The organism is Pseudomonas sp. Eqa60 (assembly GCF_018326405.1).
Lineage (GTDB): Bacteria > Pseudomonadota > Gammaproteobacteria > Pseudomonadales > Pseudomonadaceae > Aquipseudomonas > Aquipseudomonas protegens.
The window spans coordinates 3,828,591-3,841,931 of record NZ_AP024342.1; the positions used below are offsets into that span (position 1 = coordinate 3,828,591).

Consider the following 13,341-nt stretch of genomic DNA (forward strand, 5'->3'; position numbering starts at 1 on the left):
GCCATGACAAGCGAATACCGGCGAAGATACCACTGAAGAAACCCCATTCAGCAAGCACTGAATGGCCCCGATCCCAGTCTTTTATCGTCCTGTTCGCGCCAGGCTTGACTGCCCGCGCGGCCACCCGCTCAAGCACGGTCGATTGCGCCAGGGCTCGGCGATATCGTTTGCAGGGGTCGATGGCTTTTGTTTTAATCGCGATCAATTCCCATTTACAACCAGATCGCCAGCGGACACGCCTCCTTGCCCTCCACGCCTCTCGCCAGCCCGGACTCGGTCCACAGCCTCTACGATGCCCATCACCGCTGGCTCTACGAGTTGTTGCGCCGGCGCCTGAATCACGCCTGGGACGCTGCCGACCTGGCCCACGACATCTTTGTCCGGGTGCTCAAGCGCCCGCCGGTGCTGCGTGACGAGGTCCACCAGCGTTCCTACCTGGCCACCGTGGCCCGGGGCCTGTGCATCGACCACTGGCGGCGCCGGCAACTGGAGCAGGCCTGGCTGCAGGCGCTGGCTGCACGCCCGCAGGCGGTGCAACCCTCGGCGGAGCAGCAGGCAATCATTGTCGAGACCCTGTACGAAGTGGACGCCATGCTCAGCCGCCTGCCGGCCAAGGTGCGCTCGGCCTTCATCCTCGCTCAACTGCACGGCCGGCCCTACCAGGCCATCGCCGATGAGCTGGGGGTATCGGAGCGCATGGTGAAGAAGTACCTGGCCCAGGCCCTGCTGCATTGCGCACTGCTGGAGGCCGAACTCGACGGCCTGCTGGTGGACTGAACCATGGACCCTCGACCCGGCGGCCGGCTCAGCCACGCCTGCCTGCAACAGGCCGCGCACTGGTACGTGCAACTGCAGGACCAGGGCAGCAGCGACGAACAGCGTCGCCAGTGGCGGGACTGGTTCGAGCAGAGCGCGGAACACCGCCAGGCCTGGAGCTATGTCGAGCGGGTCAGCCAGCGCCTGCTGCCATTGCAGGAGGCCAACACCCGCCCATCCGCCAGCCGCGCCCTGAGCGCCGCCCGACGTCCGGCCCTGGCACGGCGCCAGGTGCTCGGTGCACTGCTGCTGGCTGGCCTGGGCTGGGGCACCTGGCGCAACAGCCCGCTGCCCCAGGCCCTGAGCCGCTGGCGTGCCGACTACGCCACCGGCACCGGGGAAGTCCGCGACACGCTGCTCAGCGACGGTACGCGCCTGTGGCTCAATGCCCTGAGCGCGGTGGATGTGCGCTACAGCACCGAGCAGCGGCTGCTGGCGTTGCACCTGGGGGAAATCCTCATCGATACCGCCAAGGACCCGCAGCGGCCATTCCTGGTGCAGACCGAACACGGCCGCCTGCGCGCCCTGGGCACGCGCTTCAGCGTGCGCTGCGGCGCCAGCGACAGCCTGCTCAACGTCTACGCCGGCGCGGTGGAGGTACGCAGCGCCAGTGGCTTGCAGGTGCAGGTGGTGAATGCCGGCCAGCAGCTGCGCTTCGATGGCCGCACCCTGGGGCCGCTGCACGCCGCCAGTGCCGCCCGCGAAGCCTGGAGCCACGGCCTGCTGCTGGCCGACAACCTGCCCCTGGAGCAACTGCTGGAGGAACTGGGGCGCTATCGCAACGGCCACCTGGGTTGCGACCCGGCCATCGCCCAACTGCCGGTGATGGGCTCTTTCCCCTTGCACGACTCCGACCAGGCCCTGGCCCTGCTGGAAGCGGCGTTGCCGGTGCGGGTCAAGCGCCTGGCGTCCTGGTGGGTGACCCTGGAGCCACGTACCTGAAGCCGGAAAACTTTTTTCACCTGGCAGGTTCCCTTTTTCCGACGCCCTTCGGTTAACCCGGTAACAGTCCTCACATTGCCGACCCACAAGGGAACCCCATGCCATCACCCCGTCGTTCGCGCCTGCCCTTTCATACCCTGCCCCTGTGCACCGCACTGCTGTGCGGCGCCGCGCCCTGGGCCCACGCCGCTGCCGATGCGGGCCAGAACCAGCCCCAGGCTGAACGGCGCAGCTACAGCATCGGCCCCGGGCCGCTGGTCACGGTGCTCAACCGCTTCGCCGAGCAGAGCGCGGTGTTCATTGCCGGGCACAACGACCTGGCCGTCGGCAAGCAGAGCCCCGGCCTGAACGGCCGCTACAGCGTCGCAGAGGCCCTGCAACTGCTGCTGGCGAACTCCGGGCTGCAAGCCCAGGCGGTCAGCGGCGGCTATGTGCTCAAGGCACTTCCCGCCACCAGCGGCCCGCTGCAACTGGGCACCACGCAGATTTCCGCCCAGGGCCTGGGCAGCGTCACCGAAGGCAGCCAGAGCTACACCACCGGGGCCAGCGCCTCGGCCACCGGCCTCAACCTGTCGCTGCGCGAAACCCCGCAAACGGTGACGGTGATCACCCGCCAACAGATGGACGACCAGGGCGCCACCAGCATCGCCGACACCCTGCGCCGGGCCCCCGGGGTCAGCGTGCAGAACTACGACAGCGAGCGCTGGGAGTTCTCCAGCCGCGGCTTGCCCATCACCAATTTCCAGTACGACGGGGTCAACGCCACCTACGACGGGGTCTACGACTACGGCACCACCAGCACCGACATGGCGACCTTCGACCGGGTGGAAATCATCAAGGGCGCCACCGGCCTGATGACCGGCTCCGGTGACCCGTCGGCCACCGTCAACCTGATCCGCAAGCGGCCGACCAAAGAGTTCAAGGCCTCGGTCACCGGCACCGTCGGTTCCTGGGACAACTACCGCAGCGAAGGCGATATCTCTGGGCCCCTGACCGAAAGCGGCAACCTGCGCGGACGCTTTGTCGGGGTCTATCAGGATCGCAGCTCGTACCTGGATCACTACCAGAACACCAAGGACATCGCCTACGGCATTCTCGAAGCCGACCTGACCCCGGACACCCTGCTGACCTTCGGCCTGGACCAGCAGAACACCCGTTCCCGAGGCGCCACCTGGACCGGCTTCCCGATGTACTTCAGCGACGGCTCGCGCACCCGCTTCTCCCGCTCGTTCAACCCGGCCACCGACTGGAGCCGCCGCGACTTCAAGAACCAGACCCTGTTCACCTCCCTGGAACAGCAACTGGCCAATGACTGGACCCTGAAGGTCAGCTACGACCACCTGCGCCGCCAGCACGACACCCTGCTGGGCTCGGCCAGCGGCGGCAACCCGGACCAGGCCAGCGGCGACGGCATGTTCATGTACATGGGCAAGTTCAAGGGCGACCAGCGCCAGGACAACCTCGACATCAACCTGCACGGCCCCTTCAGCCTGTTCGGCCGCGAGCACGAGCTGATCGCCGGCTTCATGCTGATGAACGCCAGACAGGACATCCCGGTCCACGGTTCGGTGTACCCGCCAGTGGGCGGCAGCATCTACGACTGGCGCGGCGAGTTCGCCAAGCCGGACATCCCGAAGATCGGCGACAACGACATCCTCCAGCGCCAGACCGGCGCCTACCTGGCCACCCGCCTCAAGCCCACCGACGACCTGGCGGTGATCCTCGGCACCCGGGTCAGCGACTTCAAGGGCATCGACAACACCCGCTACCTCGACCCCAACAGCCCCGACGCACGCCAGCGCTACCAGCAGACCGGCGTGGTCACCCCCTATGCCGGGCTGGTCTACGACCTCAACGACAGCTACTCGCTGTACACCAGCTACACCAGCATCTACCAGCCGCAGATGAGCAAGGACGTCGACGGCAAGATCCTCGACCCGGTGCAGGGCGACAGCTACGAAGCCGGGATCAAGGCCGAGTACCTGGATGGCCGGGTCAACGCCAGCTTCGCGGTGTTCCACACCGAGCAGGACAACGTCGCGCAACTGGTGGACGGCTGGGGCATCGACGCCATCTACCGCCCGACCAAAGGCGCGACCACCAAGGGTTTCGAGGTCGAGGTGGCTGGCGAGCTTAGCGAAGGCTGGAACCTGTCGGCCGGCTACAGCTACAACCACACCCGCGACGCCAATCACGACTACGTCTACGGCTCGGTGCTGCAGAGCACCGAACCGCAGCAGGTGGCGCGGCTGTTCAGCACCTACCACCTGCCCGGCGCATGGGACCGCCTGACGGTGGGCGGCGGGGTCAACTGGCAGAGCCAGTTCTTCGGCAAGGTGTACCAGCCCGACCCGAGCGATACGGTCAATGGCGGGCATGACTCGCGCATCACCCAGGACGGCTACTTCCTGGTGGATGCCATGGCCCGCTACCAGTTCAGCCAGCACCTGAGCTCGACCCTGAACGTGAAGAACCTCTTCGACAAGAAGTACTACACCGGTATCGGCAACTTCAGCACCGGCTTCTACGGCGAGCCGCGCAGCCTGCAACTGGCCACCCGCTGGGACTTCTAGCCCCGCGCCGATCCACGGTAGCCCGCTCCGGCTGCGGGTTGACTACGCTTGTGCGAGCGTGCTCAACCCGCAGAGGAGCGCCCCCATGCAACGCATCCAGACCATCACCCCGTGCCTGTGGTTCGACCATCAGGCCCACGAGGCCGCACAGTTCTACTGCTCGATCTTCGAGCACTCGCGCATCACCCACGTCAGCCACTACGGCAAGGCCGGCTTCGAGTTCCATGGCCGCGCCGAAGGCTCGGTGATGAACGTGGCGTTCGAGCTTGACGGCCAGGGCTTCAGTGCCCTCAACGGCGGCCCGGCGTTCACCTTCAACGAAGCGGTGTCGCTGCAAGTGCACTGCCGCACCCAGGCCGAACTCGACCACTACTGGAATGCCCTGGGGTTTGGCGGCCCGAAACAGGCCCAGCAATGCGGCTGGCTCAAGGACCGCTTCGGGCTGTCCTGGCAGATCGTGCCGCAGACGCTCGCGCAGATGATGTGCGACCCCGACCCGGCCCGTTCCGAGCGAGTGATGCAGGCCCTGCTGGGGATGAAAAAACTCGATATCGCGACGCTGCAACGCGCCTTCGACGCGCGAAGCTAATACACTCGTGGCCGGTCCTTGAGCGATGGATATGGCCTTGACGAAAACCGCCCCGCCCTCTGCAGACGCCCCCCTCTTCTGGCGCGATGCGGCCCTGCCCTTCATCGAGGCCCGCTCCATCGCCGACGGGCGCAAGGTCTGCTATTGCGCTCATGCCCATGAGCAGTTCTCCATCGGCTGCATCACCGCAGGTGTCAGTACCTACGTCAGCGAGCAGACGCAAAGGCAGGTGGGCGCCGGCACCGTGGTGCTGATGAACCCCGGGGTGGTCCACGCCTGCAACCCCATCGACGACCAGCCCTGGTCGTACCGCATGCTGTACGTCGACACGCCCTGGCTGACCCGCCTGCAACGTGAACTGGGCGTGAGCCCCGAGTTGCAGTTCCAGCCCTTCGAGGAAACCAGCAGCGACGACCCGCAACTCTTCGCCGACCTCGAGCAGCTGTACCACGCCCTCGTGGACCCACAGGCCGAGACGCTGCACAAGCACAGCTGCGTGGTGGCGTTCTTCAGCGAGCTGCAACAGCGCCTGAACCCGGCCAAGACCCCGCCCCGGGAGAACAACCACAAGCTTGAGCGGGCCGCGCAGTTCATCCGCCAGCACTGTACCGAGCCCCTGGACCTGGAACAGATCTGCCAGGCTGCGCAGCTTTCGGCCTCCTACCTGATCCGCGCCTTCAAGCAGCAGTACGGCATGGCGCCCCATGCCTACCTGGTCAACCGGCGGGTGCAGTTCGCCCAGGCCCGCCTACGCCAGGGCGTGCCGATCGCCGAGGTGGCGCAGGCCGCGGGCTTCGCCGATCAGGCGCACTTGCAGCGCGCGTTCAAGCAGCATCTGGGGGCCACCCCGGGCCAGTACCAGGGGCCGCGACGGGCCAGGCGCGGCGAACCCCAGGCCCACTGACGCCCAGTTGCATTCAAAGCAGCAGGCAGGCCGCGCTGATTGCCAGCAAGGCGGCCATGGCCCGGTTGAACAGGCGCATGCCCGCCGGGTTGCCCAGGTAATGGCGCAAAAAACTGCCGGCATAGGCCCAACAGGCCACCGACAGGTAGCAGATGACTAGGTACACCGCCGCGAACAGCCACACCAGCCGCGCCTCGCCATCGGCGGCGAAGGCCCCCATGCCGGCCACGCAAGCCAGCCAGGCCTTGGGGTTGAGCCACTGCATCAGGGCGCCATACCAGGCCGACGGCGCCCGAGGCTGGCCCTCGGTATCCAGCCGGCCATCGTCCCGGGCCAGCTTCCAGGCCATGTACAGCAGGAAGGCCACGCCGGACAGGCGGATGCCCTGGGTCAGGGCCGGCCACTGGCGCAGCAGTTCGTGCAGCCCCAGGCCGACCAGCACCAGCAACAGGACAAACCCCAGGGTGGCCCCGGCCACATGGCGCAGGCTGGCCCGGAAGCCGAACCGCGCACCGCTGCCCAGGGCGACGATGTTCACCGGCCCCGGGGTAATGGAGGCCGCCAGGGCAAAGGCCGCCATGGAAAACACTACGCTCATCACTTGCCTCTTTGTCTCTGTGGGTTGGAGCCGCACAGACTACGAGGCCGGGGTGAGGCGGTATTGAACAAAACTACCCTGCCGGTGACGGGCTGTCGTGACACCGCGCAGGCCGCGACGAACTTGTGGATCGCGCCCGGCAATCAACTATTGAATCGGGTCACCAGTGCATTGAGTTCATGGGCGGTGGACTCAAGGTCGCCACCAATGCTGCAGGAGTGCACGGCAATATCGGCATTCTGGTCCGAGACCCGGGCGATATTGCTGATCTGCTCGGAGATTTCCTCGGCCACATGGGCCTGCTGCTCCGACGCCGCGGCCATCTGCTGGCTCATCTGGTGAATGCGCTCCACCGCCGAGTTGATGCCGTCCAGCGCCTGCTGGGTGCTGACTACCTGGGTCACCCCGGAGCGCGCCTCCACGCTGCCCTGGCGCGCCACTTCCACGGCCTGGCCCGCCACCTGCTGCAGGCTCTGGATGATGCGCTGGATGCTCTGGGTCGATTCCCGGGTCTTCGACGCCAGGGCCCGCACCTCATCGGCGACCACGGCGAACCCCCGGCCCTGCTCGCCGGCCCTCGCCGCCTCGATGGCTGCGTTCAAGGCCAGCAGGTTGGTCTGCTCAGCGATCGAATGGATCATGTTCGCCGCCACCTGGATCGACTGGGTTTCCTGCGCCAGGCCTTCCACCGACTGGCTAATCGCATCCACCGTATCCGCCAGTTTCTCGATCACCACCCGGGAACGGCGCGCCTCCTGGGAGCCCACCTGGGTCAGCTCGTTGACCTGGTCGGCCGCGGCGGCGGTGTCATGGATGTGCACTGAAACCTCGGCGATCGACGAAGCCATCTGGTTCATCGCCGTGGCCGCCATGTCGGCTTCGTCGCGCTGCTTGCCCAGGGCCGACTCGGCCTGGCGCGACAGGTTCTGGCTGGTGGAAGCCAGTGACGCCGCCTGGTTGGCGTAGTCCCCCAGGCGGCTGAGGGCGGTACGGATCTTCGCCGCCTCGCTGATCAGGATCATCTGCAGGCGTGCCACCGGGCCTCGCTCATCGGTATAGGTGCGGGCAATCAGCTCGCTGTCGAAACTGCCCAGGGACACCGCGCTGATGCGCCCCAGCAACTGCCCGGTGCGGTAGGCGCCGTGGGCCTGCACGGCAAAGAGCCCGAGCAGCGCCACTCCCAGCCCGGCCCAGGGCCCGGCCAGCCAGCCGGCCATGGCGCTGGCCAGTACCGCCAGCAGCGGCGGCAGCACAAACACCCCGGCGCCCAGCAGCCGATGGCGCCAGGGCGTGGCCAGGCGGGTGCTGCGCAGGTGCGAGTACAGGGCGGCGGCGCGCTCCACCTGCTGGCGCTCGGGCTTGACCCGCACCGATTCGTAGCCGGCAATCACGCCCTGGCTGAATATCGGTGTGACATAGGCGTTGACCCAGTAATGATCACCGTTCTGGCAACGGTTCTTGACGATACCCATCCAGCTCTTGCCGTCCTTGAGGTAGGACCACATATGGCCGAACACCGCTTCGGGCATGTCCGGATGGCGCACGATGTTGTGCGGGCTGCCAATCAGCTGTTCGCGGCTGAAACCGCTGACCGCAACGAACTCGTCATTGCAGTAAGTGATCTTGCCATGGGTATCGGTGGCGGAAATAAGCCGTTGTTCGGCAGGAAACACCCGCTCACGCTGAGTCACCGGGAGATTGTTTTTCATTTGAAAAACCTCGCAGGAAGTCTGGTAATTGCTCGTCATGATCAAACAGCAACTGGCGCATCCTGCGATTACCCGAAGACTTCTTCTGCGTACCTGCAGAACTTTCCCGAGCCTGATGAGCAATCCACTACAACAACTGCCCAGCGCCCGACCGAATCGAGTTTAGATAGCACTTTTAATCGCGCTATTGCCTCCAGGGAAATAACTTCCCTGGCAACGGAACTAGATTCAACACTCTTGACCTGGATCAATACTTAGCCTGGCAAGCAATGCCCCGGCCGCCCCTGGTTGAGAACCGATGGCCCATCACCTACCTTCTCCAGGCCCCTAAGCCATAGAGCCGCGCCAATGCCTGCCTCCTGCCAAGAAACTACCCGCCTGCTACTGCGCGCCCCGACCCTGGACGACCTGCCCCAGGCCTGTGCCATCCATGGCGACCCGCAGACCAACCGCTTCAACCCCAACGGCCCGATCAACGCTGCCGCCTGCGCCGACAAGCTGCACGGCTGGATCGAACACTGGCAGCAGCACGGTTTCGGCTACTGGGCCATCGCCCTGCGCAGCGACCCGCAACGGCTGATCGGCTTCGGCGGGATCATGCAGGGCTTCTTCGGCCACGAGCCGGGGCTGAACCTGTACTTTCGCTTGCGCCCCGAGGCCTGGGGCCAGGGCTATGCCGCGGAAATGGCCCGGGCCGCCCTGCACCTGGCCTTCAGCGAACTGCATGCACCGCGGGTCACCGGCCTGGTGCGCCCCGACAACCTGCCCTCGCGGCGCGCCCTGGAGCGCCTGGGGCTGAGCCTGGACGGCGAACTGGATGATTTTCCCGGCCAGGCGCCGAGCCTGCTGTACCGCATCAGCGCGCCGGACAACCCAGGCCCGGGCTGACCCTCAGGGCAGGCACCCTGGCAGCCTGCGCGGCGGACTCAACGGATTCGAGGATTGACAAAGCGGTCGCCGGCTTTTAAAACTGGGCGCCTGATTCTTGAGCCTGCAGCGACCATGTCCCCAGCCACGCCCTTCATCCTTCGCACCATTGGCCTGTCGGCCAAGGTCGAGGCGCGCGTGGCCTGCAGCTCTAAATCGAAGAAACAGTCGCTCATGTGACCGGGGCGCTGTGTCCCGTCAGATGAGCTGACAGGACCTCAAGCGCTACGGACACCCTCCCCCTGCTTACCGCCCTTCTACTCTTCTGACGACGACCCGACGGTCAACCATCAGGAGAACACGCATGTCATCGTTTCAAGGTATCTGGGTCCCTATCGTCACCCCTTTCATCGACGGCGCCGTCGATTTCGCCGCCCTGGGGCGCTTGACCACTCACCTGCTGGAAAGCGGCGTAGCCGGGCTGGTGGTTTGCGGCACTACCGGCGAGGCCGCGGCCCTGGACAAGGACGAGCAGTTGGCGGTGCTCGATGCGGTGCTGGAGCGAGCCCCCGCCGGGAAGGTGATCATGGGGCTGGCGGGCAATAACCTGAAGTCGCTGCTGAGCCTGCAGGAACAGATCCTCGAGCGTGCGGTGGCCGCCTTGCTGGTGCCCGCGCCCTACTACATCCGGCCGTCGCAAGCAGCCCTGGAGAGCTTCTTCGCCACCGTGGCCGACGCCTCCAGCGTGCCGCTGATTGTCTACGACATTCCCTACCGCACCGGGGTGAGCCTGGACACCGCTACTTTGCTGAACATCGTGGCCCATCCACGGATCGCGGCGGTCAAGGACTGTGGCGGCAACCTGGAAAAGACCCTGGCGCTACTGGCCTGCGGGCAGATCGAAGTGCTGTGCGGCGAGGACCTGCAACTGTTCAACGCCTTGTGCCTGGGCGCCCATGGTGCCATTGCGGCCTCGGCGCATATCCACCCGCAACGGTTCGTCGCCTTGCTGCAACAGGTCCGGGCACAGCAACTGGACGCGGCCCGGAGCACCTTCATGCAACTGGTGCCGCTGATCAAGGCGCTGTTCGCCGAACCCAACCCGGCGCCGGTCAAGGCACTGCTGGCCCACCAGGGGTTGATCGGAACGCAGTTGCGAGCACCGATGCACGATTGCAGCGCCGCCCTGCAAACCCTGCTCCGCACCCTGTAGGAGCGGGCTTGCCGGCGAAGAGGCCGCCACGGCTTGCACCCGCCCCAGGTAGGCTTTCGCGGGCAAGCCAGCTCCTACAGCGATGCGACATCGGTGGGGTTCTTGCAGGTGCCTTCAGCGGATGGGCGGAATGCGGATCTGCCCGGCACGGCACTGGTTCTTCACGCCTTTGCCGCAGGCGCCGAACTCCAGGTCCTTGGTCAGGCAAACACGAACCTCGGACAGCTCGGGGCCGCTGCACAGAATGGCGATGCCGTTCTCGGCGATCCCCGGGTTGCTCTGGCGAAACTGCTGGGCAATCTGGCTGGCCTCGAAATAGCGCACCGTGGTCGAAGGCTGCAGCGCCTCGGGAATCTGTACCCTGGCCAGGGCCTTGTCCGCGGCATCCAGGTACCCCATGGCCCCCAGGCCGCTGCAGGTGCCGTGCTTGCTCCATTCATGGTTCATCAGCTTGGCGGTGGGAAACAGGGTCAGGCCCTTGGCCCGCTCCTGGGCATTGAGCTGGGTCAGGGGTGGGCAGGACTCGGGCCAGCCACCCTTGGCGTATTGCGGCCACAGGCCGTGCAGGACAAAACCGTAGCCCTTGCCGGTGCACTGCTCGTTTTCCGGGTGCATCAGGCAGAAGGTCGGCGACCAGGACAGGGTCAGCAGGTAGTAGTCGAAGGTACCCGCCACCGAATCGCGCTGCTGCTTGGGCTGACGTGCGTCGCTGATGCCCACCATCCCCAGGGTCAGCACCAGGGCTGCCATCAGGGTAAAAAACTTTCTCATCGTGACCTTCTCCTTGGGAAAGCGCATCGTCCTGGCCCCGCCATCGGGGTGGAACGGATTGAAAACAACCTGATCTTTCTGGCAGGCCGGCGTTGCCGGAACATGACAGCAATTGCCCGGTGTCCCGCAGAAGCCGGTCAGGCAGCGGCCCGGAGAATACCCGCCAATGCCCTAGGCGGCAGCGCCCTCACTGCGCCGATACAGGCCGACACCCAGCGCCAGCACCGCCAGCAGGCCGGCACAACTGCGGTTGATCCAGCCCATGACCCGGGCGGAAAAGCGCGCCATGGCCCGCCGGCCACCCACGGCATAGAGGCTCATCATCAGGCAGTCCACCAGGGCGCTGACCACGGCCAGGATCAGGTACTGCTCGGCCACCGGCTGCTCCGGGCGCACGAACTGCGGCACGAAGGCGGAGAAAAACAGCAGGCCCTTGGGGTTTGACAGCCCCACCAGCAACGCCCGGCGAAACGCCGACCAGCCGCTGGCCGAGGCCCCGCCCACCGTACAGGCCAGGGCACGGGTAGGCGCTCGCCACAAGCCCCAGGCCAGATACAGCAGATAGGCCGCGCCGCAGCTCTTGACCACCACGAACAGCTCTTGCGAGGCCTGCAGCAACGCCCCCAGGCCGCAGCCCACCGCGCCGATCAGCAGCAGGTCGGACAACGCCGCGCCGGCGATGCCCCAGCCAGCCACCCGCATGCCATGCACCGCGCCATTGTTCAAGGCCAGCAACATCGAGGGGCCGGGGGTAATCATCACCGCGCTGACGGTGACGATGTACAGCAGCAGGGTTGGTATATCCATGGGTTCGCTCCAGGGTCATCCGCCGCGATCCGAAATCGCCCGGAGCACCTCAGGGCGCCCACTACGCGGGGGGCAAAATATGACGGATCACTGCGGCACCGGGCAAGCACGACGGACCGCACACGCCACTCAGGCGTCGGGAACGCTGACGAAGATGCTGTAGCGGGCCCCTTCCATGGCTTCGAAGGCGATCAGTTTCTGCACCAGCGGTTCGCTGAGCACCTTGCCGGCATTGAGCAGCAACATGCCGTTGTCGGCATTCAGGTTGCGCCGCAGGACCATCCCGGCCTGCAGCTCCCGGGTTCCCAGGACCTTGACCGTCGGATCATCGACGGTGACATCGCTCTGGTAGGCGGCACAGACCTGGACAAAGTCTTCCACCAGATTCGGGTCGTACAGGCGGCCCGCGTACTTGCGAATGAACAGCAGGGCTTCATCGCTGTTCATGTGCCGCTCCAGAATCAGCCCGCACTGCAATTCGATGAAATCCACCGCCAGCTTCAACAGCCGGGAGCCCCAGGGAATCGCCTCGCCCTTGAGGCGCTGGGGAAAGCCGCTGCCGTCCCAGCGCTCCTGGTGATGAAGGATCAGCCGCGCGGCATCCTGCATCGGTTCCAGTGCCATCAGCACCGATTCGCTCTGCTCGGGGTAGGCGCGGTAGCGCGCCTGATCGGTATGGCGCAACAAGTCCGCCGGCGCCAGCAGCATGGCATCGCTCCAGCTCAACTTGCCGATGTTGTACAGGGCCGCCGCCATGGTCAGGTCGCGGCTGCTGGCCTCGTCCAGGCCGTGCCTTTTGCAGCAGGCACGCACCAGTTCGATGATCTTGCGGTTGGTTTGCTTGTCCGCGGGCAGCCGCAGGTTGGCCAGCAGCGAAAACACCTCGGTGGCGGTCACATAGCTGTGCTTGAGTTCTTCGTAGGCCAGGTCGAGCATGTCGGCAGTCTGCTGCAGCTCCGCGGTCCGCGAAGCCACATGCCGTTCCAGGCTGGCGTTGCTGGCCTTGAGTTGCTGGTTCTGCTCCAGGACCAACTGCTGCAAACGCTTGAGCTCACGCTCGGCGAGCTGGTGCTCCAGGGTCTGGCGCAGAATCAGCAGCAGCTCTTCGTCATTCCAGGGCTTGCTCAGGTACTGGTGGATCTGCCCGTCGTTGACGGCCTTGATGATGGTGTTCAGATCGGCATAACCGGTGAGCAGGATTCGCCGCACCGCCGGGTACTTCTCCCGCACCCGGGCCAGCAGGGCCGCGCCGTCCATGCCGGGCATGCGCGCGTCGCTCATCACCAGGTCGACGGGGCCTTCGGCGAGGATCTCCAGCGCTCTGGCGCCGCTGTTGGCCAGCAGCACGTCATAGGGCTCGGGACGCAGCAGGCGCTTGAGACTGTTGAGAATCGACTCCTCGTCGTCCACCAGCAACACACGTGGACGCCTACCTGGCTCAACCGGCTGCGGATCTTCCATGGGGCTCTCCCTGTGCGGCATAGGCTGCCCCGCTCCGTGCTCACGGACGGATCGGCAGCGGCGGTTTTTCCCAGACAATCCTAGATGAGTT

12 protein-coding genes are annotated in these 13,341 nt (G+C 65.8%); 7 read left to right on the forward strand and 5 right to left on the reverse strand.

Annotated features, from left to right (window positions below):
• Nucleotides 1-243 precede the first annotated feature (243 nt).
• The 5 genes from KI242_RS17315 (at nucleotide 244) to KI242_RS17335 (ending at nucleotide 5,824) form a co-directional block, all read left to right on the forward strand.
• Complete coding sequence (locus KI242_RS17315; protein ID WP_011061595.1) at nucleotides 244-777, forward strand: sigma-70 family RNA polymerase sigma factor; 534 nt, start codon at nucleotides 244-246, stop codon at nucleotides 775-777.
• A gap of 3 nt (nucleotides 778-780) precedes the next feature.
• Nucleotides 781-1,758 (forward strand): FecR domain-containing protein, encoded by a 978-nt coding sequence (locus KI242_RS17320; protein ID WP_183000350.1) that lies wholly within the window; start codon nucleotides 781-783, stop codon nucleotides 1,756-1,758.
• Nucleotides 1,759-1,856: 98 nt separating this feature from the next.
• The gene (locus tag KI242_RS17325; RefSeq protein ID WP_212805382.1) at nucleotides 1,857-4,331 is read left to right on the forward strand and encodes a TonB-dependent siderophore receptor; all 2,475 of its coding nucleotides are present in this window, start codon (nucleotides 1,857-1,859) and stop codon (nucleotides 4,329-4,331) included.
• 85 nt (nucleotides 4,332-4,416) lie between these two features.
• Nucleotides 4,417-4,920: a VOC family protein gene (locus KI242_RS17330; RefSeq protein ID WP_015635832.1), complete on the forward strand. Its 504-nt coding sequence runs from the start codon at nucleotides 4,417-4,419 to the stop codon at nucleotides 4,918-4,920.
• 25 nt (nucleotides 4,921-4,945) lie between these two features.
• Nucleotides 4,946-5,824: an AraC family transcriptional regulator gene (locus KI242_RS17335; RefSeq protein WP_015635833.1), complete on the forward strand. Its 879-nt coding sequence runs from the start codon at nucleotides 4,946-4,948 to the stop codon at nucleotides 5,822-5,824.
• 13 nt (nucleotides 5,825-5,837) lie between these two features.
• Here KI242_RS17335 and KI242_RS17340 read toward each other — a convergent pair whose 3' ends face one another.
• Together KI242_RS17340 and KI242_RS17345 are read right to left on the reverse strand one after the other, a co-directional pair.
• The gene (locus KI242_RS17340) at nucleotides 5,838-6,422 is read right to left on the reverse strand and encodes a LysE family translocator (RefSeq protein ID WP_015635834.1); all 585 of its coding nucleotides are present in this window, start codon (nucleotides 6,420-6,422) and stop codon (nucleotides 5,838-5,840) included.
• 143 nt (nucleotides 6,423-6,565) lie between these two features.
• Nucleotides 6,566-8,131, reverse strand: coding sequence for a methyl-accepting chemotaxis protein (locus KI242_RS17345; RefSeq protein ID WP_015635835.1), 1,566 nt, complete (start codon nucleotides 8,129-8,131; stop codon nucleotides 6,566-6,568).
• Nucleotides 8,132-8,479: 348 nt separating this feature from the next.
• Here KI242_RS17345 and KI242_RS17350 point away from each other — a divergent pair, with 348 nt between their 5' ends.
• Both KI242_RS17350 and dapA read left to right on the forward strand, forming a co-directional pair.
• Nucleotides 8,480-9,019 (forward strand): GNAT family N-acetyltransferase, encoded by a 540-nt coding sequence (locus KI242_RS17350; protein ID WP_015635836.1) that lies wholly within the window; start codon nucleotides 8,480-8,482, stop codon nucleotides 9,017-9,019.
• 343 nt (nucleotides 9,020-9,362) lie between these two features.
• The gene (gene dapA / locus KI242_RS17355; RefSeq protein ID WP_011061603.1) at nucleotides 9,363-10,211 is read left to right on the forward strand and encodes a 4-hydroxy-tetrahydrodipicolinate synthase; all 849 of its coding nucleotides are present in this window, start codon (nucleotides 9,363-9,365) and stop codon (nucleotides 10,209-10,211) included.
• A 114-nt stretch (nucleotides 10,212-10,325) separates the two neighbouring features.
• On the opposite strand, the gene KI242_RS17360 is transcribed toward dapA, so the two are convergent.
• The 3 genes from KI242_RS17360 to KI242_RS17370 all read right to left on the reverse strand — a co-directional run bounded on the left by KI242_RS17360 (nucleotide 10,326) and on the right by KI242_RS17370 (nucleotide 13,250).
• Nucleotides 10,326-10,982 carry a ribonuclease T2 gene (locus KI242_RS17360; protein WP_011061604.1) on the reverse strand — a complete coding sequence of 219 codons (657 nt, stop codon included), beginning with the start codon at nucleotides 10,980-10,982 and terminating at the stop codon, nucleotides 10,326-10,328.
• Nucleotides 10,983-11,153: 171 nt separating this feature from the next.
• A complete protein-coding gene (locus KI242_RS17365) occupies nucleotides 11,154-11,789 on the reverse strand; it encodes a LysE family translocator (protein WP_011061605.1) in 636 nt (211 codons plus the stop codon).
• Between the two features lie 129 nt (nucleotides 11,790-11,918).
• Nucleotides 11,919-13,250, reverse strand: a complete 1,332-nt coding sequence (locus KI242_RS17370; protein WP_053158880.1) for an HD domain-containing phosphohydrolase — start codon at nucleotides 13,248-13,250, stop codon at nucleotides 11,919-11,921.
• Nucleotides 13,251-13,341 lie beyond the last annotated feature (91 nt).